The organism is Delftia tsuruhatensis (assembly GCF_903815225.1).
GTDB lineage: Bacteria > Pseudomonadota > Gammaproteobacteria > Burkholderiales > Burkholderiaceae_C > Comamonas > Comamonas tsuruhatensis_A.
In genome coordinates, this window is the sequence record NZ_LR813084.1 from 4,280,109 (window position 1) to 4,305,094 (window position 24,986).

The window sequence follows — 24,986 nt, forward strand, 5'->3', positions numbered from 1 at the left end:
TGATGCCGGCCGGGTCGGCAACGCCTATGTCCGCTGGCGGGACGGACGCTTGCGCGCCTTGCCGGCCTCCTTGCGTGCCAGGCGTTCGGCATCGCGCGCCTGGCCCACGGCCAGCCACTGCTCATACTCGGTGGGGGTCTCCAGCGTGATCCGGCCCAGGACCGCGCCACGGAAGTCCGTCAGCACCAGCTCGGCGGCTTTTTGCACATTGACACGCCCTCCTCCCATCATGGCGCCGCGACGCCGGCCGATGGCATCGAGCAGTTCGTCGTCGTGCAAGGCGGCAATGCGTTCGCTGCCCAGCCCGAGCTTGTAGCGGACATCGACCAGGTCGGCGTAGTTCCTTTGCAGGTAGCACAGCAACTCCAGCGCCACCAGTTCCTCGTCATACGCGTTGCGGCCCACGGCACCGCTGGCCGCCAGGTTGTAGCCGCTTTGCTCGACGATGATGCGCGGCCACAGCATGCCGGGCGTATCCCACAGGTAGAAGTCGTCAGCCAGGACGATGCGCTGCTCGAGCTTGGTGATGCCGGCCTCGTCCCCGGTCTTGGCCTGCGTCTTGCCGCTCATGGAGTTGATCAGCGTGGACTTGCCCACATTGGGGATGCCGCAGATCAGCACGCGCATGGGCTTGGACATGCCGCCACGCTGCGGCGCCAGCAGCTTGCAGGCTTCGATCAGGCGGCGCGTGGGCGCGGGCTCGGAAGCATCCAGGGAGATGGCGCGGGTCTCGCTTTGCGCGTTGTACCAGTCCAGCCACAGCGGCGTGCGCGCGGGATCGGCCAGGTCCTGCTTGTTGAGCACCTGCAGCCGCGGCTTGTGGCCGGTCAGCTCCCGCAGCAACGGATTGCTGCTGGACCCCGGCAGGCGCGCATCCAGCACTTCGATGACCACATCGATGTCCTTGACGCGCTCGGTGATCGCCTTGCGCGTGAGATTCATGTGACCGGGGAACCACTGTATGGCCATGGGGATTACTTTCTGAGGAGCGGGAGAACTGGCGGGGGCGCAAGGATAATTGTCTCCCGCTTTCCCCACCTGCTCCACTGCCTATGCCCTTGCCCGATACCCCCTCTTCCCGCTCCGCCTCGCGCAAGGCCGATATCGAACTGCTCATCAAGGGCGTGACCTGCGCCGTGATCGGCCTGGTGATCCTGCTGGCACCGCAGTTCATGGCACCGGGCGGCATCGTGCAGATGATGGCCCAGTCCTATCTGGTGGGCTGGTTCGCCCTGGTGCTGGGCGCGGCCTTCATCGTGCTGTTCGCCGTGCGCCGCGGCAGGGCACGGCCTTGAGCATGGCCCAGTCCGGCCCGCTGGAGCAGGCGCTGTCGCGCATGCGCCTGTGGCAGCAACGTGCCCGGGCGGCCGGCATCACGCTGCGGGAGACCCCACCCCAGCCCACCAGTTGCTGCGGCCGGGGCTGCAACGGCTGCGTCTGGGAGGGCTTCTACGATGCCGTGCTGTTCTGGTGCGAGGACGCCGAGCAGGCGCTGCCTGACGGCAGCGCCTGAGCGCGCGGTGCGTCAACGCAGGTTTTCGGGCGACATGTAGCGCTGGCGCCACTCCTCGAAGGACAGCGTGTCGGCGGCCTCGATATCGCGCTGCTCCTGCACGGATTGCAGCGCCCACTGCTCGAAGCGCTGCTGCTGTGCCTCGCTCCAGGGCAGGGCAAGCAGCGAATCGCGGGCGCGCTCGGACTGCGCCAGCGTGAAACGCGAGAAGCTGTCGCCAAAGCGACCCGTGAGCTCTTGCAGCACATGGGCTGAAGGCGTGCGCTCGGGCTGCGCCAGGCGCTCGAAGGCCTGGGCCAGCGCCGTGCTGTAATCCTGCGTGCCGTGAACGGCATCCAGCGCCTGCGCATAGGGCCGGCACTGGTCAAGAACCTCATGGGCCCAGTCGCGCAGCGCCACTTCACGGCCGGCGCGCAACAGTTGCAGGCCAGGCTCGCGGCCGCGCTCTGCCGTCAGGTGCTGGTTGTGCTTGAGCTCGGCGATCTCGGCCGGCGTATCGGGGGGACTGTCCGACTGCAGGCAGTGCAGCAGGAACACGTCGAGCATGCGCATGGTCGCAGCGGCAATGCCCACGTCCTCGAAGGGATCGAGGTCCATGAGCCGCACTTCCACGTACTCCACCCCGCGCTCGCGCAGCGCGTGCAGCGGGCGCTCGCCACGGCTGACCGTGCGCTTGGGACGGATGGTGCCGTAGAACTCGTTCTCGATCTGCAGCAGGCCCGTGCCCAGCTGGTTGTAGTCGCCGCCGGGGTTGCGCACACCCAGGGTCTCGTAGGCCGGATAGGGGCGGGTGAGTGCGTCGTACAGCGAATCGGCGTAGCCGTCCAGGCCGTTGTAGCTGACATTGATGCTGGCCTGTGCATCGCTCTGGTAGCCCAGCCTCCCCATGCGCAGGGAGGTGGCATGCGGCAGGAACAAGGCCTGGCCCGCATCACCCAGGGGCTGCAGCCGGTGCTCGCGGCCCTCGACGAAACAGGGACACAGCGCCGGCGAGGCGCCGTAGAGATACAGCAGCACGAAGGCATGCCGACGGAAATTGCGGATCAGCGCGAAGTACTGGTCGCTGCCCACGCCGGGCAGGGACCAGTTGTAGTGGATGCCCGAGATGGTCTGCATGCGCCGGCCGTAGCGGTGGCCCAGGCCCATGCGGTAGACGCTCTTGGAGCGGCCCGAGTGCGAGGAGCCATAGCGCGCCAGCGGTATGGTCTCGTCCGTGGGCAACTGGCAGGGCATGCTCGAGGACCACAGCATCTCGCCGCCCGCATCGCGCAGGCTGCGCAGCACGAACTGGTGGATCTCGAACAGCTCGTCCAGGCATTCCTGCACACCCAGGCGCGCGCCCGTGATCAGCTCGATCTGCGATTCACTGTAGTCGGTGGTGATGTGCGGGTGTGTGAGCGCCGACCCCAGCGCCTGCGGATGGGGCGTCAGCGCCAGCCCCCCGGAAGGCAGCACGCGCAGGCCCTCCTTTTCTATGCCACGGCGAATGCCCTTGAGCCGCTCGGGACCGGGAACCGCCATGGATGCCTGCGATGTTTTCATTCTTGTGTACCGATTCGTTGATGGACACCAGCCCCAAGGAAACCGACAGGTTTGCGGGGAGACCGGGCCCGGACGCCGAATGATAGAGAAACAGCAGGCAAAGCGATGGCGGCCGTCCGCTTAACCACGCGTTTTGGCCTGTTGCCCCATAGGGCGGCACCACGAGCGAAAGGAATATGTCAGAGTTTCGCCCGCTGCTGCGGCGCCGCCTTGCGCCGGGGCAATCAGCCGCGCGCCGCCATGGCCTTGCCCACCTCCAGGGAGCCCTGGGCCGCGCCGCTGGCCGGCACCTGCTCGCCACCGCGCTCCAGCACCCGGGCCAGCTGCCCGGCCAATTGCTCGGGCACCTGCTCACCCTGCCCCAGGTACACGCCCTCGGTCAACGTGATGTGGGCGGCCTCGAAGCCCCCGGCGCCGGCGCACAGCGTGGTGCGCGTGGGCGCGCTCTCATGCGCAAGCACCAGCATGGCCGGCACCACGGCCTCGGGCCGCAGGGCGGCCAGCACCGCCTCGGGCATCAGGCCCTCGGTCATGCGCGTGGCCGCCGTGGGCGCCAGCGCATTCACATGGATGCCGTACTTGGCGCCCTCGATGGACAGGGTCTGCATGAGGCCGACCTGGGCCAGCTTGGCCGCGCCATAGTTGGCCTGGCCGAAGTTGCCGTACAGGCCGGTGGAGGATGTGGTCATCACGATGCGGCCATAGTTCTGCGCCTGCATGTGCGGCCACACGGCCTTGCAGCAATGGAAGGCGCCCATGAGGTGCACATCGACCACCAGGCGGAAGTCCTCGGCGGTCATCTTGGCGAAGCTCCTGTCGCGCAGGATGCCGGCGTTGTTCACGAGGATGTCCACGCGCCCCCAGGCATCGACGGCCTGCTGCACCATGGCCTGCACGGCCTCGAAATCGGTGACCGATGCGCCGTTGGCCAGGGCCTGTCCACCCGCCGCGCGGATCTCGTCCACCACGGCCTGCGCCGCCGAGGCCGAGCCGCCGCTGCCATCCACCGCCCCGCCAAGATCGTTGACCAGCACCCTGGCCCCGCGTGCGGCCAGCGCCAGCGCATGCAAACGCCCCAGGCCGCCGCCGGCCCCCGTCACGATGGCCACGCGGCCTTCAAACTCGATCGCCATGGATTCGCTCCCTTTGCTTGATTGGATCTGCCTGCCGCCCACGATGGCCGGGCGGCGAGCCACCCGCACTGTAGACGGATGCCCGTGCGTTTCCGGTTGCAGACGCGACTGCGCGACACCAGGTTCTGTTTTTCCCCACGATTTCGTGACAAGCCTGTGGAAAACCGTGTGCAAGCACTGGACTTGAATCGCAAGTCATTGTTTTCAATGAATTTATCCGATATGCCCATTTTTTCATCAAATCCACAAGTCGGCTGCCCGACTTATCCAGCCCCTCCCTGAACAATCCTGTGAACAACTTCCACCGCGCGCGGGATAAGCAAGACAAGTCATTGATTTCAAACAAGAAAACATGAATCGCCTAAAAAACAGGCAAAAAACGACCGGTTTTCTGCCCGCGCCGTGGTTATCCACTTTGCAGGCCGCATGTCCCCATTTACCCCCACTTCGGCTGGACAAGCATGTGGACAAGCTGCCGCAAGTCCCAAATTCCCACGCCAAGTCATTGATTTGAAAAGAAAGCATCATGACCGCTCAAAAAACAGGCAGTCACGATCTCCCGGCACCGCCGCAGCCGCCCCGCGAATCGCATACAACCGAGGGCTTGCCCATCTCCTTCCAAACGCCCCATGAGCCAGGACTCCCCCTTCGCCCCGCCCTTCTTCATTGCCCGGCTGGCACCCAGCGGCCTGCAGGTCGATGCCTGGGCCGACCAGCCGCTGCTGCACTCCCTGGAGCAAGGCGGCGTGGACTGGCCCAGTTCCTGCCGCAACGGCACCTGCCGCACCTGCATCGGACACCTGGTCTCGGGCAGCGTGCGCTACGAGATCGAATGGCCCGGCGTGACGCGCGAGGAGCGCGCCGAAGGCTGTGTGCTGCCCTGCATCGCCTATCCGGAGGGCGATGTGGTGCTGCAAGACCCCGAAGGCTGATTCCGGCCAAAGCCCGAGCCGCCCGCGGCCGGTGCCCGCTGGAATAGAATGGGTGCTTTCGCAAGGTCATTCCGGGTCATGCCGATTGCCGACAGCGGCCGCGCCGCGCCACACGTTCTTTGGAAGCCCTCTTCGGATGCCCACCGGGCCGCGCAAGACGGGGCGTGTGCCGCGCCGCCGCCCGTCGGACCCGGATCCTCCTCAGAAGGCACTCCATGAACAACTCCAAGTCCCCCGTGCCCATCTCGCCGGTGGAAGACATCATTGCCGACATGCGCGCGGGCCGCATGGTCATCCTCGTCGATGAGGAAGACCGCGAGAACGAAGGCGACCTGGTGCTGGCCGCCGATCACGTCACCCCCGAGGCCATCAACTTCATGGCCCGCTTCGGCCGTGGCCTGATCTGCCTGACGCTCACGCGCGAGCGCTGCGAATACCTGAAGCTGCCCCCCATGGCCGCGCGCAACGGCACCGTGTACAGCACGGCCTTCACCGTCTCCATCGAGGCCGCCGAGGGCGTGACCACGGGCATTTCCGCCGCCGACCGCGCGCGCACCGTGCAGGCCGCCGTGGCCAGGGACTCCAGGCCCTCCGACCTGGTCCAGCCCGGCCACATCTTCCCCTTGCAGGCCGTCGATGGCGGCGTGCTCATGCGCGCCGGCCACACCGAGGCCGGCTGCGACTTCGCCGCCCTGGCCGGCTGCACGCCCGCCGCCGTGATCTGCGAGATCATGAAGGACGACGGCACCATGGCCCGCCTGCCGGACCTGCAGCTGTTCGCGGCCGAGCACGGCCTGAAGATCGGCACCATCGCCGACCTGATCCAGTACCGCAGCCGCAACGAATCCCTGGTGAGCAAGGTCGGCTCGCGCGCCCTGCAGACGGCGCACGGCGAATTCATCGCCCATGCCTTCCGCGACCTGCCCAGCCAGTCCGTGCACCTGGCCCTGGTCAAGGGCCAGTGGGATCCCGAGACCCCCGTGCCCGTGCGCGTGCACGAGCCGCTGTCCGTGCTCGACGCCCTGGAGACCGGCCGCACCCTGCACTCCTGGAGCCTGGACTCCAGCCTCGAATACATTGCGCGCCAGGGCCATGGCGTGGCCGTGCTGCTCAACTGCGGAGAAAGCGGCGACCAGCTGCTGGCCCAGTTCGACGGCAGCGCCCGCGCGGCCCAGGCGCCCGAGCGTGGCCGCATGGACCTGCGCACCTATGGCGTGGGCGCGCAGATCCTGCGCGACTGCGGCGTGCACAAGATGCAGCTCATGGGCCAGCCGCGCCGCCTGCCCAGCATGGCCGGCTACGGCCTCGAGATCAGCGGCTACATCCCCAAGGAATAAGACATGTTGAACGCAGAAAAGGGCCAGGCCCTGAACCTGGACGGCGCGGAACTGCGCATAGGCATCGTGCAGGCCCGCTTCAATGAAAGCATCACCAACAGCCTGACCCAGGCCTGCCGCGAAGAGCTGCTGGCCCTGGGCGTGAAGGCAGAGAACATAGCCCACGTGACCGTGCCCGGCGCCCTGGAAGTACCCGTGGCGCTGCAGGCGCTGGCCGAGACCGACGAGTACGACGCCCTCGTGGCGCTGGGCTGCATCATCCGTGGGGAGACATACCACTTCGAGCTGGTGGCCAACGAATCGGGCGCAGGCGTGACGCGCCTGGCCCTGGACTACCAGTTGCCGATCGCCAACGCGATCATCACCACCGAAAACACCGAGCAGGCCATCGCACGCCAGACCGAAAAGGGGCGCGATGCGGCCCGGGTCGCCGTGGAGATGGCCAACCTGCTCCAAACCATGGTCCGAACATGAGCGACGAACAATCCACACCGGCCTCCGGCCGCCCCCCGCGCCAGAGCCGCACGGGCCTGACCAGCACCGGCGCGCGCAAGGCCGCCTCCAAGTCCAACCGCAGCCGCGCGCGCGAGTTTGCACTGCAGGCGCTGTACCAGCACATCGTCAGCGGCAACGACGTGGAGGCCATCGACCGCTTCACGCGCGACCTGTCGGGCTTCCACAAGGCCGACTCGGTGCACTACGATGCGCTGCTGCGCGGCTGCATCACGGCCCAGGCCGACCTGGACGCGCTGATCGCGCCCAAGCTGGACCGCACCATGGCCGAGATCTCGCCCATCGAGCACGCCAGCATGTGGATAGGCGTGTACGAATTCCAGCACTGCCCCGACGTGCCCTGGCGTGTGGTGCTCAACGAGTGCATCGAGCTGGCCAAGGAATTCGGTGGCACCGATGGCCACAAGTACGTGAACGCCGTGCTCAACGGCCTGGCACCGGCGCTGCGTGCCGACGAGGTCGCGCATGACCGTGCCGCCAAGGCGGCCTCTGCCCCCGGCGCGGCGGACGAATCCGCCAGCCAGGCCGGTTGAAGCCCGGGCCGCACCTCACAGGGGCCCCGCCCCGCCGCATCCGGCCACCATGGCCCGCCCCGCCCCTCACCGGGTGCGGGCGCTTTCTCCAGGATTTCGTCCCTCATCGCCATGAAGTTTTCGACCCGCGCCGACCGCATTGAGCCCTTTTACGTGATGGAGATCGCCAAGGCGGCGCAGGAGATGGCGCGCGGCTGCGCGGACAGCGACACGCCGATGATCTTCCTGAACATCGGCGAGCCCGACTTCACCGCGCCGCCGCTGGTACAGCAGGCCGCGGCACGCGCCGTGCAGGACGGCGCCACGCAGTACACGCCGGCCCTGGGTCTGCCCCAGCTGCGCGAACGCATCAGCCACTGGTACGCGCAGCGCTTCGGTGTCGACGTGCCCGCGCGGCGCATCGTGGTCACGGCCGGCGCCTCGGCGGCCCTGCAGCTGGCCTGCCTGGCCACCATCGACGCGGGCGACGAAATCCTCATGCCCGACCCCAGCTACCCCTGCAACCGCCACTTCGTGAGCGCCGCCGAGGGCAAGGCCGTGCTGATCCCGACCACGGCGGCCGAGCGCTACCAGCTGAGCGCCGACAAGGTCGAGGCCGCCTGGAACGAGCGCACGCGCGGCGTGCTGCTGGCCTCCCCTCCAACCCCACGGGCACCTCCATCGCGCCGCAGGAACTGCGCCGCATCCTCGACGTGGTGCGCGCCCGCGGTGGACTGACCCTCATCGACGAGATCTACCTGGGCCTGTCCCATGACGAGGCCTTCGGCCAGACGGCGCTGGCCCTGGGCGAGGACGTGATCAGCATCAACAGCTTCAGCAAGTACTTCAACATGACGGGCTGGCGCCTGGGCTGGATGGTCGTGCCCGAGGCCATGGTGCCGGTGGTCGAGCGCGTGGCCCAGAACCTGTTCATCTGCGCCAGCACCGTCTCGCAGCGCGCCGCCCTGGCCTGCTTCGAGCCCGAGTCCATTGCCGAGTACGAGCGCCGCCGCGCCGAGTTCAAGGCCCGGCGCGACTTCTTCATTCCTGCCCTTCAGGCGCTGGGCCTGCCCGTGCCCGTGCAGCCCGATGGCGCCTTCTATGCCTGGGCCGACTGCCGCGCCGCCGCCGCGAAGCTGGGCGTCAGGGGCAGCTGGGACTTCGCCTATGCCGTCATGGAGCGCGCCCACCTGGCGATCACGCCGGGACGCGACTTCGGCACCGCCGAGACCGCCGACTTCGTGCGCTTTTCCACGGCCAATTCGATGGAGCAGCTGCAGGAGGCCGTTCGGCGCCTGCAACGGCTCCTGGCCTGAGGCACGCCGCACATGGCCTTCGAGTTTCCGATCCGCATCTACTGGGAGGACACCGATGCCGGCGGCATCGTGTTCTACGCCAACTACCTCAGGTTCTTCGAGCGCGCCCGCACCGAGTGGCTGCGCGCCCTCGGCATCGAGCAGCAGCGGCTTCGGGAACAAACGGGCGGCATGTTTGTCGTAACCCAGGCCCAGCTGCAATACCTGCGGCCGGCCCGGCTCGATGACCAACTCCTTGTTACCGCCGCGCTGCAAAGCAGTGGCCGCGCTTCGCTGACAATACGCCAGCAGGCGCTGCTGGCATCCGCCAGTGATGGCACCGCGCCGCAGCCCCTGCTGTGCGAAGGCACGATACGCATTGGATGGGTGGATGGCACGACCATGCGCCCCGCAAGAATTCCGAACCGCATCCTGGAGCAACTCTCATGAACTCCCATGACATGTCCATACTCAGCCTCGTGCTGCAGGCCAGCTGGGTCGTGCAGCTCGTCATGCTGCTGCTGGTGGGCGCCTCGGTCGCCAGCTGGGCCACCATCTTTCGCAAGTCGCAGACCTTGAAGCGCGTGCGCTCGCTCAACGACGGCTTCGAGCAGGACTTCTGGTCGGGCACCAGCCTCAACGACCTCTACGCCTCCGCCGCCCAGCACGCCAAGCAGGGTGGTCCCATGGAGCGCATCTTCGCCAGCGGCATGCGCGAATACCAGAAGCTGCGCGAGCGTCGCATCGCCGACGTCAACCAGCTCATGGACGGCACGCGCCGCGCCATGCGCGCCAGCTTCCAGCGCGAGATGGACGAGGTCGAATCGGGCCTGTCCTTCCTGGGCACCGTGGGCTCGGTCTCCCCTACGTCGGCCTGTTCGGCACCGTCTGGGGCGTGATGCATGCCTTCACGGGCTTCGCCAACATGGAGCAGATCACTCTGGCCACCGTGGCCCCGGCATCGCCGAAGCCCTGGTGGCCACGGCCATGGGCCTGTTCGCGGCCATCCCGGCCGTCACGGCCTACAACCGCTATGCCCACCAGATCGACCGCGTGGCCAGCCAGCAGGAAACCTTCATCGAAGAGTTCTCCAACATCCTGCAACGCAATGTGGGCGCCACATCCTCGGGCAGCCCCTCCGGCCATTGAGCCTTTGCAAGGAGTGAGCCCATGCCCGCAGTAGCCTCGCGCGGTGGCCGCAGCCGCCGCACCGTCAACGAGATCAACATGGTGCCCTTCATCGACGTGATGCTGGTGCTGCTCATCATCTTCATGGTGACGGCGCCCATGCTCACGCCGGGCTCCATCAACGTGCCCAGCGCGGGCAAGGCCGCGCGCACGCCCCCGAAGCGCGCTGACGTGATGATCGACAAGGATGGCGCCATCCGCATCAAGGCGGGCAGCATCGACAAGGCCGTCACGCTCAAGGAGCTGGGCACGGCCGCCAAGGACTGGCAGGACCAGCAAAGCGACGACAGCGCCGTGCTGATCTCCGCCGACAAGAAGCTGCCCTTCGAGACCGTGATGGCCGCCATGTCCGAGCTGCAGACCGCCGGCGTCAAGCGCGTGGCCTTCGGCGTCAAGTCCTCCCAGTAAGCAGCGCCGCCCGCCTCCGACTCCATGCCCAACCTGCAAGACCACGACCAGTTTGCCCCGCCGCGCACGCGCGGCCGCACGCGCTCGTGGGCCATGGCCGTGGCCGCGCACTGCTGCTCGTGGCCGCCATGCTGTGGACCGTGCGCCCCCCGAAGCAGGCCGACGAGCCCATGGTGGAGGCCGAGTTCTGGTCCACGGCCGCCCCGGCCCCGCCCTGCCCGTGCCAGCGCCCCCCCCCGCCACCTGCACCCGAACCCATCCCCAGCCGCCCCCACCGCCGCCCGCGCCCGTGATCGCGCCCCCGCCGCCCCCCAGGCCGCAGGCCGTCGATGACGACCGCGAGGCCGAGATCGCGCTGGAGAAGAAGCGCAAGATCGAGCAGCAGAAGAAGGAGCGCGCCGAACAGGCCGCGCGCGAGCAGCGCGAGAAGGAGCGCCAGGAGCGCCTCGACAAGGAAAAGGCCGAGAAGGCGGCGAAGGAGAAGGCTGAGCGCGAGAAGCAGGAAAAGGCCGAGAAAGCCGAAAAGGAGCGCCGCGAAAAGCTCGAACAGCAAAAGAAGGACAAGGCCGAGCAGGACCGCAAGGACCGCCTGGAACAGCAAAGGAAGGACAAGGCCGAAAAGGAAAAGGCGGAGCGGGAAAAAGCCGCCAGGGACAAGGCCGAGCGCGAGAAAGCCGAGAAGGCGGAGAAGGAAAAGGCCGCCAAGGCCGAAGCCGAGAAGAAGGCCGCCGAGGAAAGGCGCAAGAAGGAGCAGGCTGCCAAGGAGGCGCGCGAGGCCAAGGAAGCCGAGGCGCGCCGCCAGGAAAACATCCGCCGCATGCAGGGCCTTGCCGGCAGCGGCGGCTCGGCCGGCGAGGGGTCGGGCGGCAGCAAAAGCGGCGGCAGCGGCAGCTCGGCCGGCGGCCCCTCGGCGGGCTACGGCGCCAAGGTGGCCGCGCGGGTCAAGCCCAACATCGTCTACCCCGACGCCATCAGCGGCAACCCGCGTGCCGAGGTGCGCGTGCGCGCGGCGCCCGACGGGACCATCACCGGCATCACCATCGCCAAGTCCAGCGGCAACAAGGCCTGGGACGACGCCGTCGTCCGCGCGCTGCAAAAGACCGAGACCTTGCCGCGCGACATCGATGGCCGCGTGCCTTCGGACCTGGTCATCGGCTTCCGCCCGCAGGACTGAGCGGGCACAGACCCCTCAACGAAAAGCCTCGCCGGTACATGCCTGCGGGGCTTTTTGCCGTATGCATTTCGCCACGCACCGTCCACAGCGCTTGCAGGGGCCGACACTTGTCCCTAGCATGCCTTTCTTTGCCGCATTCGCGGCCCGTCCACCAACGCAAAGGAGAGAACCCATGTCCCATTCGACACGTCCCTTTGCAGTCGTGCACGCTTGAAGCCCTGGCGCCTCCAGGCCACGCTGCAGACCCGATTCCCGGCCCCGTATGGAGCCCGGCTTTCGGCTGCGCGTGCGCTTTTCCTGATGCCTGTCCATCGAGCTTGCGGCGACTGCCCATCGCGCATTCCGCGTCTGCCGGAATGTGCCCCAAGCACTCGATCGAAAGCCATTCATGGGCAATTCCCTTTCGGACACCTACATCGAGGTGTTCGCCAACCGCGGCGTCTGGATTGAAGACGCCGCCATCCAGCAACTTCGCACCACGGCCACCAACCTGGCCGGCATGCGCGCGGCCGTAGGCCTGCCGGACCTGCACCCCGGCCGGGGCTATCCGGTAGGCGCGGCGTTCTTCTCCACCGGTCGCTTCTACCCGGCCCTGGTCGGTGGCGACATCGGCTGCGGCATGTCGCTGTACGCCACCGAGCTGGCGGCGCACAAGACCTCGGCCCCCAAGCTGGAAAAGGCCGTGGGCAACATCGACGGCCCCCTGCCCCAGGAACTGCTGGACGCCGTGGACATGCAGCAACTGGAGCACATCGCCCAGGCCAGCGGTGTGGCCGACCTGGCGTATCTGCAAGACAGCCTGGGCACCATCGGCGGCGGCAACCACTTTGCCGAACTGCAGCTGGTGGACACGCTGTACGAGGAAGGCGCACTCGACAAGAAACGCGTGCACCTCATGGTGCACAGCGGCTCGCGCGGGCTGGGCGGCGCCATCCTGCGCGCGCATGTCGAGGCCTTCAGCCACGACGGCCTGGCCGCAGGCAGCGATGCCGCGACACAGTACCTGTGCCAGCACGCGGCCGCCATCGCCTTTGCCCAACTGAACCGCGCCAGCATCGCGGCACGCCTGCTGCGCGCCCTGCGCACGCGCGGCGAAGCCCTGCTGGACATCACCCACAACCATGTGATTGCCCACCACTGGCGCGGCGAGGACGGCTTCCTGCACCGCAAGGGCGCCACGCCGGCCGACCAGGGTCTGGTGGTGATCCCGGGCTCGCGCGGCGACTACAGCTACCTCGTGCGGCCCGTGGCCGGGCGCGACGAGGCCCTGCACTCGCTGGCGCATGGCGCGGGCCGCAAATGGGCGCGCACCGACTGCATGGGCCGGCTGCGCCCGCGCTTCACGCTGGACGAGCTGCTGCGCACCCAATTCGGCAGCGCCGTGGTCTGCGCCGACCGCGAACTGGTCTACGAGGAGGCCCCCCAGGCCTACAAGGACGTGGACTCCGTCGTCGCCAGCCTGCAGGAAGCCGGCCTGGTGCAACTGGTGGCGCGGCTGCGCCCCCTGCTGACCTACAAGAAGGGAGCCATGCAATGCTGCTGATCCAGCTGACCGCATCCCACGGCCCCGCCGAGTGCGAGCACGCCGTGCGCCTGACCCTGCGCGAGCTGCTGCGCGACTGCGCCGCGCGCGGCATCGCCGTGGACGTGCTGGAGGAAGCGCCCACGCCGGCCGGCTACAAATCCGTGCTGCTGCGCTGCGAGGGCGACACGGGCCCGCTGCAAGGCTGGCTGGGCACCATCCAGTGGATCTTCGACAGTCCCCTGCGGCCCCACCACCCGCGCCGGAACTGGTTCGTGGCCGTGCAGAAGTGCGAACCGCCGCGGCAGCTGCCGGCCGATGGCGAGATCGTCTTCCAGGCCTGCAAGGCCTCGGGCAAGGGCGGCCAGCATGTCAACACCACGGATTCCGCCGTCCATGCCCTGCATGTGCCCAGCGGGATTTCGGTGAAGGTCATGAGCGAGCGCAGCCAGCATGCCAACAAGCGGCTGGCACGCGAGCTGCTGGCCCTCAGGCTGGCACGCCTCAACGCCCAGGGCGAGGGCCAGGCGCGCCGTGAGCGCAGCCAGCAGCACTGGCGGGTGGAGCGCGGCGGTCCCGTGAAGGTGTTCCGTGCCTAGCCCCTGGCGCACATGTAGATGCCCAGCGCCAGCAGGCTCAGCATCAGCACGCGCTTGAAGACCTGGGGTGACAGCGACTGGCGCAGCCGCTCGCCCCACGCCATGCCGGCCAGGGCCGGCAGCAGCATCAGCGCCGATACCAGCGCCGTGCTGCCCCAGGCCAGGGCGCCATGCTCCGCCCCGCGCGCCAGCGCCATGCCCGCACCCAGCGCCAGTGTGGACACCGTGAAGCACAGGCCCATGGCCTGCATCAGCGCCTGGCGCGACAACGCCAGCGACTGCAGGAAGGCCACGGCCGGCACCACGAACACGCCCGTCAGCGCCGTGATGGCGCCCGTCAGCAGGCCGCAGGCCAGGCCCAGCCAGCCCTGGTGCCGCTCGGGCAGTTGCAGGCTGGGTCCCCACAGGCCCCACAGCGCATACAGGACCAGCGCGACGCCCAGTGCCGTGCGCGCCATGGCGGCCTCGCCCACCGGGCCCCACCACAGCATGCCGCCCACGGTGCCGATGACGATGCCCAGCTGCATCCAGCCCAGGCGCCGCAGCAGGGGCCACAGCGCGGGCAGGGGTCGCATCTGCACCACATTGGTCACCAGCGACGGCAGCAGCAGCCAGGCGGCGGCCTGCCCGGCCGGCATGAACAGCGCCAGCAGCGCCATGGAGAGCGTGGGCAGGCCCAGGCCCACCACGCCCTTGACCACCCCGGCCAGTGCGAACACGGCCACCGCCGCCCCCAGCATCCACCCCCCATCCCACATCGCAAGCTCCCTGAAGCATTCGGTTGGGACTCAGGCCATTCCTGAGTCTTGTGCCACGGCATGGTCGCGCAATGCCCCATGAATCACAATCAGGGATCGCCAAACCAAGGCTCAGCCCATACCTGAGCCTTCCACTCGCCAGCCATGCGCTTCGACCTCACCGACCTGCAGCTGTTCGTCCACATCCTCGACTGCGGCACGCTCACGGCCGCGGCCACCCGCTCGCACATGACGCTGGCGTCGGCCAGCGAGCGCGTGCGCGGCATGGAAGCACAGCTGGGCTGCGCCCTGCTGACGCGCCAGGCGCGCGGCGTGCGGCCCACGGCGGCCGGCCATACGCTGGGCCAGCATGCGCGCGATGTGCTGGCGCGCATGCAGCGGCTGCGCGGCGACATGGCCGAGTACGGCGCGGGCCTGGCCGGGCACGTGCGCCTGTGCGGCAACACCTCGGCCGTGGGCGAGCACCTGCCGCTGGCCGTGGCCGGATTCCTGCGCAGCCATCCGCGCGTGGCGCTGGACATCCAGGAGCATGGCAGCGCCGAGGTGCTGGACCGCATTCGGCAGGGCCTGTGCGACATCGGCGTCGCCAGCGATGCCCAGGACAGCAGCGGCCTGCTGGCCGAGCCCTGGCGCCCCGACCCGCTGGTCGCCGTGCTGGCCCGAGGCCACCGGCTGGCGCGGCGCGCCCGGTTGGCATTGAAGGATTTGCTGGCCGAGGACTGGGTGGGCCTGCCACACGATGCCGCCCTGCAGGTACTGGTGCGCCAGCAGGCCGCCTTATTGGGCGGGCAGTTGCGCTGGCGCGCCCAGCTGCAGCACCTGGACAGCCTGTGCCAGCTGGTCGGCCAGGGCGTGGGCGTGGCCGTCATGCCCGCTGCCGCCGCACTGCGCCTGGCATCGGCCAGCGGCGCCCGCGCCGTGCCGCTGTCCGATGCCTGGGCCAGCCGCCGGCTGCTGCTGTGCACGGCCCTGCCCGAACGCCTGCCGGCCCATGCCCGGCTGCTGCTGGAGCATCTGCAGGGCCAGGCCGTGGCGGAGCCATAGCGCACCGCATTGGAAAGGCCGATGCAGGACAATACGGGGATCATGACCCTCAAAGCCCCCGAACTGCTGCTGCCGGCCGGCTCGCTCGACAAGATGCGCGCGGCCTACGACTTTGGCGCCGATGCCATCTACGCCGGGCAACCCCGCTACAGCCTGCGCGCACGCAACAACGAATTCCGTCTCGAACAGATCGCCCAAGGCATCTCCGAGGCGCATGCGCGGGGCAAGAAATTCTTCGTCACCAGCAACCTGATCGCCCACAACGACAAGGTACGCACCTATCTCCGCGACATAGCGCCCGTGATCGAGTGCAAGCCCGATGCGCTGATCATGGCCGACCCCGGCCTGATCATGATGGTCAAGGACAAGTGGCCCGAGACCGAGGTCCACCTCTCGGTGCAGGCCAACACCACCAACTGGGCCACGGTGAAGTTCTGGCAGAAGGCGGGCGTCTCGCGCATCATCCTGTCGCGCGAGCTGTCGCTGGACGAGATCGAGAAGATCCGCCAGGAATGCCCCGACATGGAGATCGAGGTCTTCGTGCACGGCGCGCTGTGCATCGCCTACTCGGGCCGCTGCCTGCTGTCGGGCTACTTCAACCGCCGCGACCCCAACCAGGGCACCTGCACCAACGCCTGCCGCTGGGACTACAAGACGCATGACACGGCCGTGGACCCCAACACCGGCGAGGCCCTGGCCCAGACCATGGAGCAGGACTTCAGCTTCGAGAAGGCCCGCGAGGACGCCGACAGCCAGTTCACCAGCACCTGCGGCGACGGCCGGCGCCACCCCAAGGCCGAGCAGGTCTATCTGCTGGAGGAAAAGGGACGTCCCGGCGAGCTGATGCCCATCATGGAAGACGAGCACGGCACCTACATCATGAATTCCAAGGACCTGCGCGCCGTGGAGCATGTGGAGCGCCTGGTGAAGATCGGCGTGGACTCGCTCAAGATCGAGGGCCGCACCAAGAGCCTGTACTACGTGGCGCGCACGGCCCAGGTCTACCGCCGCGCCATCGACGATGCCGTGGCCGGCCGCCCCTTCAACCCGCACCTGATCACCGAACTCGAAGGCCTGGCCAACCGTGGCTACACGGGCGGCCTGCTGGAGCGTCGCCCCTCGCAGGACTACCAGAACTACGAGACCGGCCACTCGGTGCTGCAGCGCAGCCACTTCGTGGGCGAGGTGCGCGGCTGGGCCGACGGCCTGGCCGAGGTGGAGACCAAGAACCGCTTCTCGGTGGGCGACACGCTGGAGATCATCCATCCCCAGGGCAACCGCCAGGTGCTGCTGGAGAAGATGTTCAACCTCGACGGCGAGCCCGTGCAGGTCGCCCAGGGCAACCCGGTGCGCGTACGCATTCCGCTGGAAGGCCCGGTCGAGGGCGCGCTGATTTCGCGCCTGCTCTGAGGCGGCGGCCCGGCCCTTTTCATTGCGGTGGCCCGGGACCAGACACCTGGTCCGGGGCTGCCGCCATTTCTTTCATTCCCTTTTTTTGAATTGCCATGGACATCGTCGTCAACGAAGAACTCAAGGCCTACATCGACCCGCTGACCCCCGATGAATTCGACGCGCTGGAGCGCAGCATCCTGGCCGAAGGCTGCCGCGATGCGCTGGTGCTCTGGAACGATCTGCTCATCGACGGCCACAACCGCTACGCCATCTGCCAGAAGCACGGCCTGCCTTTCAACACCGTGCAGGCCACGCAGTTCAAGAACATGGACGACGTGCACCTGTGGATGATCGACCAGCACCTGGGCCGCCGCAGCGTCTCCGACTTCCAGCGCGGCGTGCTGGCGCTGCGCAAGCGCGAGATCATCGCCGCACGCCGCTCTGCCGCCGCAGCCGCCGTGATGGCCGCCAAGGCCGATGCCCCGGCCCAGCCCGAAGGCGAAGCGCCCTGGGAAGGCGAGACCGACCCCGTGGTCGCCGCGGCGCTGGCCAGCGTCCCCAAGGTGCCCGACGAGGCCCTGGACACGCGCGAGGCCCTGGCCCGCGTGGCCCGCCTGTCCAGCAGCCAGGTCAAGCTGATCGAGACCATCCAGCAAAAGGCCGCCCCCGAAGTGGTGGCCGCCGTGCGCTCGGGCGACATCTCGCTGAACACGGCCGCCGTGGTCGCCAGCCTGCCCGTGGACGAGCAGCAGGCCGTGGCCGCCGCCGGCGCCGATGAGCTCAAGCAAGCCGCCAAGCGCGTGCGCGACGCCAAGAAAAAGCCCAAGGCCACCAAGCCCGAAGCCGATGCCGCCGAAGGCGAAGGCATGGCGGCGACGGCCTCGCCCGAGGAAATGCAGCAGCGCATCACCGAGCTGGAAGCCGAGAACGAGCGCCTGCGCCAGCAGGTCAAGGCGCTGCAGGAACTGCTGGCCGAACAGGGCTGAGCAAGGTCTCCGGTGCCAAGCGCCATGACGCGCTACCAGGAGCTCGCCGATGACATCGAGGAGTCCATCGCCTCGGGTGTCCTGCGCGCCGGCGACAAGCTGCCCTCCGTGCGCCACACCAGCGAGCGGCGCGGTGTCAGCGCCTCCACGGTGTTCCAGGCCTACTACCTGCTGGAGGCGCGCGGCCTGGTGCGGGCACGCGAGCGCTCGGGTTACTTCGTCGCACCCCGTCCCCGCAGCGCGCCGCCCGAGCCCACCCGGCCATCGGCGCCCCAGGGCGAGAGCTTCGCCGTGGTCGATGTCAGCGAGCGCGTGTTCGAGGTGCTGGAATCGGCCATGGACCGCGATGTCGTCCCCCTGGGCTCGGCCTTTCCATCGCCGCGCCTGTTCCCGCTGCAGCGCCTGGGCCAGGCCCTGGCCCGCGCCGCGCGCCAGGCCGATCCGCGCAGCGCCATCGACGATCTCACGCCGGGCTCCATGGCGCTGCGCCGCCAGGTCGCGCGGCGCTATCTGGCCGACGGCCTGGCCTTGTCGCCATCCGACCTGGTCATCACCAATGGCGCCCTGGAAGCCTTGAACCTGTGCCTGGCTGCCGTCACGCGACCCGGCGGCGCCGTGGTCATCGAATCCCCCTGTTTCTATGGCGCCTTGCAGGCGCTGGAGCGCATGGGGCTGTCGGCCATCGAGGTCCCGACGCACCCGGGCGAAGGCATGGACCTGGCCGCGCTGGAGGCCGCCGTGCAGCGCCACCGGCCCCAGGCCATCTGGCTGATGACCAGTTTCCAGAACCCGCTGGGCAGCCTGATGCCCGAGGCGCGCAAGAAGGCCCTGGTCGCTCTGGCCACGCGCCACCGCGTGCCGCTGATCGAGGACGACGTCTACGGCGAGCTGTACTTCGGCGAGCACCGCCCGCCCCCGGCCAAGGCCTTCGACACCGAGGGATGGGTGCTGCACTGCGCCTCGTTCTCCAAGTGCCTGGCACCGGGCTGGCGCATCGGCTGGGCCGCGCCGGGCCGCTTCACGCGTGCCGTGGCCCGGCAAAAGCTCACCACCACGCTGGCCACCAATGCGCCCACGCAGCAGGCACTGGCCGACTACCTGGAAGGCGGTAGCGTGGACAGGCACCTGCGCCGCCTGCGCCAGGCCCTGGCCCTGCAGCGCGACCGCATGGCCGACGCCATTGCCCGGCATTTCCCCGAAGGCACGCATGCCACGCGACCCGAGGGCGGCTACTTCATGTGGGTGGAAATGCCCGCGCCCTGCGATGCGCTGGCCCTGCACCGCCAGGCGCTGGCGCGCGGCATCAGCGTGGCGCCAGGGCCCATCTTTTCGGCCTCCCAGGCCTTCGGCCACTGCCTGCGGCTGAACTATGGCCATGACTGGAACGACGAGGCCGAGCAGGCCATGGCCACGCTGGGCGCCCTGGTCCGCCAGGCTGCGGGGTAAGCACCCGCTGCGCCCGGAGCGTTGTCGCGCAAGGGCAACGCCACGCGATGACACGCTGCCGACTTCATGCAGCATGGATGATTCTCATTTAGACTCGCGCCCCGAACCGGCATGGCCGCAACGCATGCTGACCGGTCCTTGCCTTCTGCTTTCCGCCTCGCCCGCCGCCACGCGTCCTGCAGCCTGTCACCGACCCTTCAGCGCTGCCCCAATCCAGACGCAAGAAGGAAGTTTCCATGGTTTCCCGCCACCACTGCGCCGCGCTGACGCGCTGCGCCGCCGCCGTCGCCACGGCCCTGCTGTCGCTGCAGGTCTCGGCCCAGGCGCAGCCCGCCATGACCGCCCCCGAGGCACCCGGCCTGTCCACCATCACCGTCACCGGCAACTGGCTGGACAACCCCAGCGAGGAAAAGGTGCTGGAGCATGCGGGCGCGCGCTCCATCGTCGAACGTGCACGGATCGAGGAAAGCGGCTCGACCAGCCTGCGCGACGTGCTGCGCATGGTGCCCGGCGTGCAGGTGCAGGACAGCAACGGCACGGGCGGCAGTGATGTGTCGCTGAACATCGGCGTGCGCGGCCTGACGGCGCGCCTGTCGCCGCGCTCCTATGTGCTGATGGATGGCGTGCCCGTCTCCTACGCGCCCTACGGCCAGCCCCAGCTTTCGCTGGCGCCTGTATCCCTGGGCAACCTGGAATCGGTGGACGTGATCCGCGGCGCGGGCTCGGTGCGCTACGGCCCCCAGAACGTGGGCGGCATCATCAACTTCGTCACGCGCGCCATTCCCAAGACCTTCGCGGCCGAGGCCTCGGTGGGCACCGAGATCTACAGCCACGGCGGCAACGCCAAGACCACACCCAGCCTGTTCGTGGGCGGCACCAACGAATCCGGCCTGGGCCTGGCCCTGCTGTACTCGGGCACGCATGGCGACGGCTGGCGCGCAGGCAATGACAAGACCGATATCGACGACATCCTGGTCAAGGGTGCCTACCGCCTCTCGGCCCGGGACGACATCGCCGTCTCGCTGCACCACTTCGAGGGCTCGGGCCGCATGCCCGGCGGCCTGACCACGGCGCAGTACGCGGCCGACCCGTTCCAGTCCACGCGCTCCTACGACAGCTTCGACGGCCGACGCACCGATGCCTCGTTCAAGTACAACCACAAGGACGGGCGCAACCACTTCGAGGTGCTGGGCTACTACGTGGACTCGTTCCGCGGCAGCTACATCGAGCAGGACAACGCCAGCCAGCGCCGCCTGACCGCCGCGCCGCGCAGCTACCACTACTTCGGCATCGAGCCGCGCTACTCGCGCCTGTTCGAGACCGGCTCCGTGGTGCAGGAAGTCAGCGTGGGCTACCGCTACCTCAAGGAAAGCAGCTCCGAGGTCGCGCTGCGCACCGCCTACTACAACCCCGCCACCACGGCCAACGCCATGGCCCTGCCCATCACGCCCTACCAGACCAGCCAGGGCGGCACCACGGCCCAGGCCTTCTACATCGATGACCGCATCGACATCGGCAACTGGACCATCACGCCCGGCGTGCGCTACGAGCGCATCAACTCCTTCAACAACGTGGACAACCTGGCGGCCAATGGCACGACCGTCACCAGCCAGCTGTTCCCCAAGGCCGAGGCGCGCGAGTTCCTGCCCACGCTGTCCGTGCTCTACCGCATGAACAGCCAGTGGTCGCTGTTCGCCAATGCCGGCAAGTCCTTCGGCCCCCAGCAATACGCCCAGCTGGCCCAGACCGAGCGCGGCCTGCACCCCGAGTCGGCCAAGACCTATGAGGTGGGCACCCATTTCAACAGCCAGGCCCTGAGCGCCGAGCTGACGCTGTTCAACATCGATTTCGACAAGGAATTGCTGCTGACCCGCGTGGGCGTGGACGGCATCTGGACCGACCTGGGCGCCACGCGCCACCGGGGCATCGAGTCCTCGCTGCGCTACGACCTGGGCCAGTGGAATGCCGCGCTCAAGGGGCTGACGGCGGGTGTGTCCTATACCTATACCGAGGCCGTCTCGCGCGCTGGCGATTTCGCCGGGCGCGACCTGCCGCTGTACTCGCGCCACACGGGCCAGCTGTGGGCGCGCTATGCGCTGGGGCAGTGGACGCTGAATGCGGACCTGGCCGCGCAATCGAAGCAGCGCTCCCCGGGGTCGGGCACGCAGTATGTGACGCAGGAAGATGCTGCGGGGCGGCTGGGTGATATTCCCGGGTTTGCGACCGTGGGCCTGCGTGCGGGCTATGACTTTGGCAAGTCGCTGAGCAATCTGCGGGTGGCCGTGGGGGTCAAGAATCTGTTTGATCGCAGGTACTACACGCGGTCTACGGATAACAACGGGGGCAAGTATGTGGGGATGCCTCGGACGTTGTATGTGCAGGGGACGTTGCCGTTCTGACGCTTTGTTTTACGTGGGTCTGTTTTTGACCCTGCCGGGTGGTGTTTTTCCGAGACCGGGTCTCGGCCCGGTAGCCGACCACCTTTCTTGGTCGCCAAGAAAGGTGGCCAAAGAAGGCGACCCCGAATGTCCGCGACCCCTTCGCTGCGCTGCGGGGCAACCTGCGTCGTGGCGGTTGCGGGGTTCGCTGCGGAACTCGCTGCGTTCACTGCGTGAACTTCGCTCAGACAACCGCAGCGAGTCAGATCACGAAGCAAGCCTGTCCTTCGGCAGGCTTGCAACCCCGCAACCGCCACGACGCAGGCGCTGACATACGGGGAGTTGGTTCGGGCCTTCGCTTCGCTCGGCCCGTTTTGTTCTTTTTAGCCCTCTGCTGTGAATCCCACGCGCTTGACGATGGGGCCCCATTTGGCGAGTTCGGACTGCAGCAGCGCGGCCAGTTCGGCGGGGGTGGAGGATTGGGCGTCCAGGCCGAAGGTGGCCAGGCTGTCCACCACGTCGGGCGTGGCCAGGGCCTTGCGCATGTGGCCGTTCAGGCGCTGCACGGTCTCGGCGGGGGTCTTGGCGGGCACGAAGAAGGCGAACCATTCGCTGTGCGCCATGTCCTTGTAGCCCTGCTCCACCAGCGTGGGCACCTGGGGCGCGAAGCGGCTGCGCTTGGCGCCGCTGACGCCCAGGATGCGCATCTTGCCGCCGGCCAGGTGCTGCAGCATGTCGCCCACGGGGCCACAGACGGCGGAGACGTTGCCGCCCAGCATGTCCAGCAGCGCCGGCTGGGTGCCGCGGTAGCCGGCGTGCTTGAAGTCCACGCCGGCATGCTGGCCCAGCAGGGCGCCGATGAAGTGGGGTGTGGAGCCGGGCGCGGGCGAGCCGAAGTTGGCGCCTGCGGGGTTGGCCTTGGCCCAGGCGAAGAATTCGGGCACGGTGGTCACGCTGGCGGGCACGGCGGGGCCGACGGCAAAGCCGAAGTCGAAGATGCAGCCCACCGTGACTGGCGCCAGGTCGGCGATCGGGTCATAGGGCAGCTTCTTGTAGATGTGCGGGTAGATGGACAGCATGGACGTGGGCGTCTGCAGCAAGGTCGCGCCATCGGCGGGCCGGCCCTTGACGTAGCTGATGGCGATCTGCCCGCCCGCGCCGGTGCGGTTTTCCACCACCGAGGTCTTGGCATAGCCCGACAGCTTGGTGCCCACGCGGCGGCAGATGGCGTCCGAGGTTCCCCCGGCCGCGAAGCCGGTGATGATGTTGAGGGTCTCGATGGGCCCCTGGGCCTGCGCCCAGGCCTGCTGGCCCAGGCTGGCCAGCAGCGCACCTGCTCCAGCGGTGCCCAGCCATTGGCGGCGGTCGATGTTCATGCGTATGTCTCCGGTTGAAATTGAAACTCTGAAAAAAACAGTGGGGGAACAGTGGAGGAAATGCGTGCCGGCCCGGCGGCTTCAACTGTCGTCGCGCAGCCAGACCACCTGGCCCGAATGCGTGACCGCGCCCTGGTGGGCCGGGCGCACGGTGAGCGCGTATTTTTCCAGCACACCGCCCAGCGGCCGGGCCTGGCGGCGCGCGGCGGCTGATTGTTCCAGACGCGCGGCCAGTTCGGCCTCGCCGATCTCCACCGTGATGCTGCGTGCATCGGCGCGCGCATCAATGGCGATGAGGTCGCCGTCGCGCAGCGCGGCAATGGGGCCGTTGTCGGCCGCCTCGGGGCCTGCATAGCCAATGCACAGGCCGCGCGTGGCGCCGGAAAAGCGCCCATCGGTCAGCAGGGCCACCTTGTCGCCCATGCCCTGGCCATAGAGCAGCGCGGTGATGCCCAGCATCTCGCGCATGCCGGGGCTGCCGCGCGGGCCTTCGTTGCGGATGACGATGACATCGCCGGCCGCGTACTGCATGGCCTGCACGGCGGCCTGGGCCTGTTCCTCGGACTCGAAGACGCGCGCCGGGCCACGGTGCACCAGGGTCTTGAGCCCGGCCGTCTTCAGCAGCGCGCCATCGGGGCAGAGGTTGCCCTTGAGCACGGTGAGACCGCCGTCGCGCGTGATGGGATTGCCGGGCGTGCGTACCACCTCGCCGTCGGGCGGCGCGGCATCGGCCAGTTCGTCGGCCAGGGTGCGGCCCGTGAAGGTGAGCGCATCGCCGTGGACCAGGCCCTGCTCCATCAGCGTGCGCAGGATCACGCCGGCGCCGCCGATGTAGTACACGTCGCGTGCCAGGAAGCGCCCGCCGGGGCGCAGGTCGGCGATCAGCGGCGTGCGCGCGAAGATCTCGGCCACGTCGTCCAGGTGGAAGCGGATGCCGGCCTCGTGCGCGATGGCCGGCAGGTGCAGGGCGGCATTGGTCGATCCGCCCGTGGCGCTGACCACGGCGCAGGCGTTCTCCAGCGCCTTGCGCGTGACGATGTCGCGCGGCAGCGGGCCGCCGCCTTCGGCGCTGGCCCACACGGCCTGCATGAGCTGGCGTGCGGCGCGGCGCATGAGCGGCGCGCGCTCGCTGAACACGGCGGGCACCATGCTGGAGCCGATGGGCGCCAGGCCCAGGGCCTCGCTGACCATGCCCATGGTGTTGGCCGTGAACTGGCCCGCGCAGGCGCCGGCCGTGGGCAGGCAGGCGCGGCTCATGGCCTCCAGGTCCTGCGCCGTGGCCGTGCCGGCCAGCACCTGGCCGATGGTCTCGTAGGTGTCGACCACATTCAGGTCCCGCCCGTGCACGCCGGGGGCCTGTCCCGGCAGGGCCGAGCCGCCATGCACGAAGACACTGGGCACGTTGCAGCGGACCATGCCCATCATCAGGCCCGGCAGGTTCTTGTCGCAGGCACCGATGGCGAAGATGCCATCCCACTGGTGGCCGCGCACCGAGGCCTCCACGCTGTCGGCGATCAACTCGCGCGAGACCAGCGAAAACCGCATGCCCGAATGCGCCATGGTCAGCCCGTCGCTGACCGACACCACCGGGCATTCATGCGGCGTACCGCCCCCGGCATAGATGCCGGTCTTGGCATGCTGGGCCTGGTCGCGCAGGTTGAGGTTGCAGGGGCTCATTTCGCCGCCCGTGTGGAACACGCCGATGTGGGGGCGTGCAATGTCTTCGTCGTCCTGGCCCAGCGCGTGCAGGAAGCTGCGCGTGGTGGCGCGGATGGTGCCGCTGCGGATCAGCGCGGATCGGAAAGGGAGGGCGCCGGCTGTGCCGGTGCCGGAGGCGGGGTCGGAGGCGGGGTCGGCCAGAGAGGCGGAAGCGCTGGATTCGGAGAAGATGTTGTCGGGGGGAGCAGGTTTCTTGTTCATACGCGGGCCGGGAAACAG

21 protein-coding genes and 3 pseudogenes are annotated in these 24,986 nt (G+C 68.5%); 18 read left to right on the plus strand and 6 right to left on the minus strand.

Annotated elements, in window-relative coordinates:
- Positions 1–24: 24 nt before the first annotated feature.
- Entirely contained in the window at positions 25–969 is a 945-nt protein-coding gene (gene ylqF / locus L1Z78_RS19505; protein ID WP_234638008.1) for a ribosome biogenesis GTPase YlqF, read from the minus strand.
- Between the two features lie 83 nt (positions 970–1,052).
- Between ylqF and L1Z78_RS19510 the strand changes: the two genes are divergently transcribed.
- Positions 1,053–1,295 carry a hypothetical protein gene (locus tag L1Z78_RS19510; RefSeq protein WP_234638009.1) on the plus strand — a complete coding sequence of 81 codons (243 nt, stop codon included), beginning with the start codon at positions 1,053–1,055 and terminating at the stop codon, positions 1,293–1,295.
- Positions 1,296–1,297: 2 nt separating this feature from the next.
- Positions 1,298–1,513, plus strand: a complete 216-nt coding sequence (locus L1Z78_RS19515; protein ID WP_234638010.1) for an oxidoreductase-like domain-containing protein — start codon at positions 1,298–1,300, stop codon at positions 1,511–1,513.
- Between the two features lie 12 nt (positions 1,514–1,525).
- Here the strand turns inward: L1Z78_RS19515 and gshA are convergent, their stop codons facing one another.
- Entirely contained in the window at positions 1,526–3,055 is a 1,530-nt protein-coding gene (gene gshA / locus L1Z78_RS19520) for a glutamate--cysteine ligase (protein ID WP_234638011.1), read from the minus strand.
- Positions 3,056–3,279: 224 nt separating this feature from the next.
- On the minus strand, positions 3,280–4,188 hold the full coding sequence (locus L1Z78_RS19525; RefSeq protein WP_234638012.1) for an SDR family NAD(P)-dependent oxidoreductase: 909 nt from the start codon (positions 4,186–4,188) through the stop codon (positions 3,280–3,282).
- A gap of 629 nt (positions 4,189–4,817) precedes the next feature.
- On the opposite strand from L1Z78_RS19525, the gene L1Z78_RS19530 reads away from it, so the two are divergent.
- The 11 genes and pseudogenes from L1Z78_RS19530 (at position 4,818) to prfH (ending at position 13,668) form a co-directional block, all read left to right on the plus strand.
- Positions 4,818–5,120: a 2Fe-2S iron-sulfur cluster-binding protein gene (locus L1Z78_RS19530; RefSeq protein WP_234638013.1), complete on the plus strand. Its 303-nt coding sequence runs from the start codon at positions 4,818–4,820 to the stop codon at positions 5,118–5,120.
- 215 nt (positions 5,121–5,335) lie between these two features.
- A complete protein-coding gene (ribBA, locus tag L1Z78_RS19535) occupies positions 5,336–6,457 on the plus strand; it encodes a bifunctional 3,4-dihydroxy-2-butanone-4-phosphate synthase/GTP cyclohydrolase II (RefSeq protein WP_234638014.1) in 1,122 nt (373 codons plus the stop codon).
- Between the two features lie 3 nt (positions 6,458–6,460).
- Positions 6,461–6,931, plus strand: a complete 471-nt coding sequence (ribH, locus tag L1Z78_RS19540) for a 6,7-dimethyl-8-ribityllumazine synthase (RefSeq protein WP_234638015.1) — start codon at positions 6,461–6,463, stop codon at positions 6,929–6,931.
- Complete coding sequence (nusB, locus tag L1Z78_RS19545; RefSeq protein WP_234638016.1) at positions 6,928–7,503, plus strand: transcription antitermination factor NusB; 576 nt, start codon at positions 6,928–6,930, stop codon at positions 7,501–7,503. The genes ribH and nusB overlap by 4 nt, the downstream gene beginning before the upstream one ends.
- 111 nt (positions 7,504–7,614) lie before the next feature.
- Positions 7,615–8,798 (plus strand): annotated as a pseudogene (locus L1Z78_RS19550) (pyridoxal phosphate-dependent aminotransferase).
- 12 nt (positions 8,799–8,810) lie between these two features.
- Complete coding sequence (gene ybgC / locus L1Z78_RS19555) at positions 8,811–9,227, plus strand: tol-pal system-associated acyl-CoA thioesterase (protein WP_234638017.1); 417 nt, start codon at positions 8,811–8,813, stop codon at positions 9,225–9,227.
- A 260-nt stretch (positions 9,228–9,487) separates the two neighbouring features.
- Positions 9,488–9,926: pseudogene (locus tag L1Z78_RS19560) on the plus strand (MotA/TolQ/ExbB proton channel family protein).
- Between the two features lie 21 nt (positions 9,927–9,947).
- Complete coding sequence (locus L1Z78_RS19565) at positions 9,948–10,373, plus strand: biopolymer transporter ExbD (RefSeq protein WP_234638018.1); 426 nt, start codon at positions 9,948–9,950, stop codon at positions 10,371–10,373.
- A gap of 24 nt (positions 10,374–10,397) precedes the next feature.
- Positions 10,398–11,547: pseudogene (gene tolA / locus L1Z78_RS19570) on the plus strand (cell envelope integrity protein TolA).
- A gap of 388 nt (positions 11,548–11,935) precedes the next feature.
- Positions 11,936–13,090, plus strand: coding sequence for an RNA ligase RtcB family protein (locus L1Z78_RS19575; RefSeq protein ID WP_234638019.1), 1,155 nt, complete (start codon positions 11,936–11,938; stop codon positions 13,088–13,090).
- The gene (gene prfH, locus L1Z78_RS19580; RefSeq protein WP_234638020.1) at positions 13,081–13,668 is read left to right on the plus strand and encodes a peptide chain release factor H; all 588 of its coding nucleotides are present in this window, start codon (positions 13,081–13,083) and stop codon (positions 13,666–13,668) included. The genes L1Z78_RS19575 and prfH overlap by 10 nt, the downstream gene beginning before the upstream one ends.
- Here prfH and L1Z78_RS19585 read toward each other — a convergent pair.
- Positions 13,665–14,426: a sulfite exporter TauE/SafE family protein gene (locus tag L1Z78_RS19585; RefSeq protein ID WP_234638021.1), complete on the minus strand. Its 762-nt coding sequence runs from the start codon at positions 14,424–14,426 to the stop codon at positions 13,665–13,667. The two genes, prfH and L1Z78_RS19585, sit on opposite strands and share 4 nt — an antisense overlap.
- Positions 14,427–14,570: 144 nt before the next feature.
- Between L1Z78_RS19585 and L1Z78_RS19590 the strand changes: the two genes are divergently transcribed.
- The 5 genes from L1Z78_RS19590 to L1Z78_RS19610 all read left to right on the plus strand — a co-directional run bounded on the left by L1Z78_RS19590 (position 14,571) and on the right by L1Z78_RS19610 (position 21,693).
- Entirely contained in the window at positions 14,571–15,470 is a 900-nt protein-coding gene (locus tag L1Z78_RS19590; RefSeq protein WP_234638022.1) for a LysR family transcriptional regulator, read from the plus strand.
- A 21-nt stretch (positions 15,471–15,491) separates the two neighbouring features.
- On the plus strand, positions 15,492–16,880 hold the full coding sequence (gene yegQ, locus L1Z78_RS19595; RefSeq protein WP_234638023.1) for a tRNA 5-hydroxyuridine modification protein YegQ: 1,389 nt from the start codon (positions 15,492–15,494) through the stop codon (positions 16,878–16,880).
- Between the two features lie 95 nt (positions 16,881–16,975).
- Positions 16,976–17,848 carry a plasmid replication/partition related protein gene (locus L1Z78_RS19600; RefSeq protein ID WP_234638024.1) on the plus strand — a complete coding sequence of 291 codons (873 nt, stop codon included), beginning with the start codon at positions 16,976–16,978 and terminating at the stop codon, positions 17,846–17,848.
- 24 nt (positions 17,849–17,872) lie between these two features.
- Positions 17,873–19,294, plus strand: a complete 1,422-nt coding sequence (locus L1Z78_RS19605; protein WP_234638025.1) for a PLP-dependent aminotransferase family protein — start codon at positions 17,873–17,875, stop codon at positions 19,292–19,294.
- Between the two features lie 236 nt (positions 19,295–19,530).
- Complete coding sequence (locus L1Z78_RS19610; RefSeq protein ID WP_234638026.1) at positions 19,531–21,693, plus strand: TonB-dependent receptor family protein; 2,163 nt, start codon at positions 19,531–19,533, stop codon at positions 21,691–21,693.
- A 362-nt stretch (positions 21,694–22,055) separates the two neighbouring features.
- Here the strand turns inward: L1Z78_RS19610 and L1Z78_RS19615 are convergent, their stop codons facing one another.
- Entirely contained in the window at positions 22,056–23,048 is a 993-nt protein-coding gene (locus tag L1Z78_RS19615) for a Bug family tripartite tricarboxylate transporter substrate binding protein (protein ID WP_197956953.1), read from the minus strand.
- An 81-nt stretch (positions 23,049–23,129) separates the two neighbouring features.
- Positions 23,130–24,968 carry a dihydroxy-acid dehydratase gene (gene ilvD / locus L1Z78_RS19620; protein ID WP_234638027.1) on the minus strand — a complete coding sequence of 613 codons (1,839 nt, stop codon included), beginning with the start codon at positions 24,966–24,968 and terminating at the stop codon, positions 23,130–23,132.
- Positions 24,969–24,986 lie beyond the last annotated feature (18 nt).

Excerpts from the sequence above, each read along its gene's own strand:
- ribBA (WP_234638014.1), top strand. The coding sequence starts at position 5,336 with ATGAACAACTCCAAGTCCCCCGTGCCCATCTCGCCGGTGGAAGACATC.
- L1Z78_RS19610 (WP_234638026.1), top strand. The coding sequence starts at position 19,531 with ATGGTTTCCCGCCACCACTGCGCCGCGCTGACGCGCTGCGCCGCCGCC.
- ybgC (WP_234638017.1), top strand. The coding sequence starts at position 8,811 with ATGGCCTTCGAGTTTCCGATCCGCATCTACTGGGAGGACACCGATGCC.
- L1Z78_RS19565 (WP_234638018.1), top strand. The coding sequence starts at position 9,948 with ATGCCCGCAGTAGCCTCGCGCGGTGGCCGCAGCCGCCGCACCGTCAAC.
- ribH (WP_234638015.1), top strand. The coding sequence starts at position 6,461 with ATGTTGAACGCAGAAAAGGGCCAGGCCCTGAACCTGGACGGCGCGGAA.
- L1Z78_RS19515 (WP_234638010.1), top strand. The coding sequence starts at position 1,298 with ATGGCCCAGTCCGGCCCGCTGGAGCAGGCGCTGTCGCGCATGCGCCTG.
- L1Z78_RS19605 (WP_234638025.1), top strand. The coding sequence starts at position 17,873 with ATGACGCGCTACCAGGAGCTCGCCGATGACATCGAGGAGTCCATCGCC.
- prfH (WP_234638020.1), top strand. The coding sequence starts at position 13,081 with ATGCTGCTGATCCAGCTGACCGCATCCCACGGCCCCGCCGAGTGCGAG.
- yegQ (WP_234638023.1), top strand. The coding sequence starts at position 15,492 with ATGCAGGACAATACGGGGATCATGACCCTCAAAGCCCCCGAACTGCTG.
- L1Z78_RS19575 (WP_234638019.1), top strand. The coding sequence starts at position 11,936 with ATGGGCAATTCCCTTTCGGACACCTACATCGAGGTGTTCGCCAACCGC.
- L1Z78_RS19510 (WP_234638009.1), top strand. The coding sequence starts at position 1,053 with ATGCCCTTGCCCGATACCCCCTCTTCCCGCTCCGCCTCGCGCAAGGCC.
- L1Z78_RS19585 (WP_234638021.1), bottom strand. The coding sequence starts at position 14,426 with ATGTGGGATGGGGGGTGGATGCTGGGGGCGGCGGTGGCCGTGTTCGCA.
- L1Z78_RS19590 (WP_234638022.1), top strand. The coding sequence starts at position 14,571 with ATGCGCTTCGACCTCACCGACCTGCAGCTGTTCGTCCACATCCTCGAC.
- ylqF (WP_234638008.1), bottom strand. The coding sequence starts at position 969 with ATGGCCATACAGTGGTTCCCCGGTCACATGAATCTCACGCGCAAGGCG.
- L1Z78_RS19530 (WP_234638013.1), top strand. The coding sequence starts at position 4,818 with ATGAGCCAGGACTCCCCCTTCGCCCCGCCCTTCTTCATTGCCCGGCTG.
- nusB (WP_234638016.1), top strand. The coding sequence starts at position 6,928 with ATGAGCGACGAACAATCCACACCGGCCTCCGGCCGCCCCCCGCGCCAG.
- L1Z78_RS19600 (WP_234638024.1), top strand. The coding sequence starts at position 16,976 with ATGGACATCGTCGTCAACGAAGAACTCAAGGCCTACATCGACCCGCTG.
- L1Z78_RS19615 (WP_197956953.1), bottom strand. The coding sequence starts at position 23,048 with ATGAACATCGACCGCCGCCAATGGCTGGGCACCGCTGGAGCAGGTGCG.
- ilvD (WP_234638027.1), bottom strand. The coding sequence starts at position 24,968 with ATGAACAAGAAACCTGCTCCCCCCGACAACATCTTCTCCGAATCCAGC.
- gshA (WP_234638011.1), bottom strand. The coding sequence starts at position 3,055 with ATGAAAACATCGCAGGCATCCATGGCGGTTCCCGGTCCCGAGCGGCTC.
- L1Z78_RS19525 (WP_234638012.1), bottom strand. The coding sequence starts at position 4,188 with ATGGCGATCGAGTTTGAAGGCCGCGTGGCCATCGTGACGGGGGCCGGC.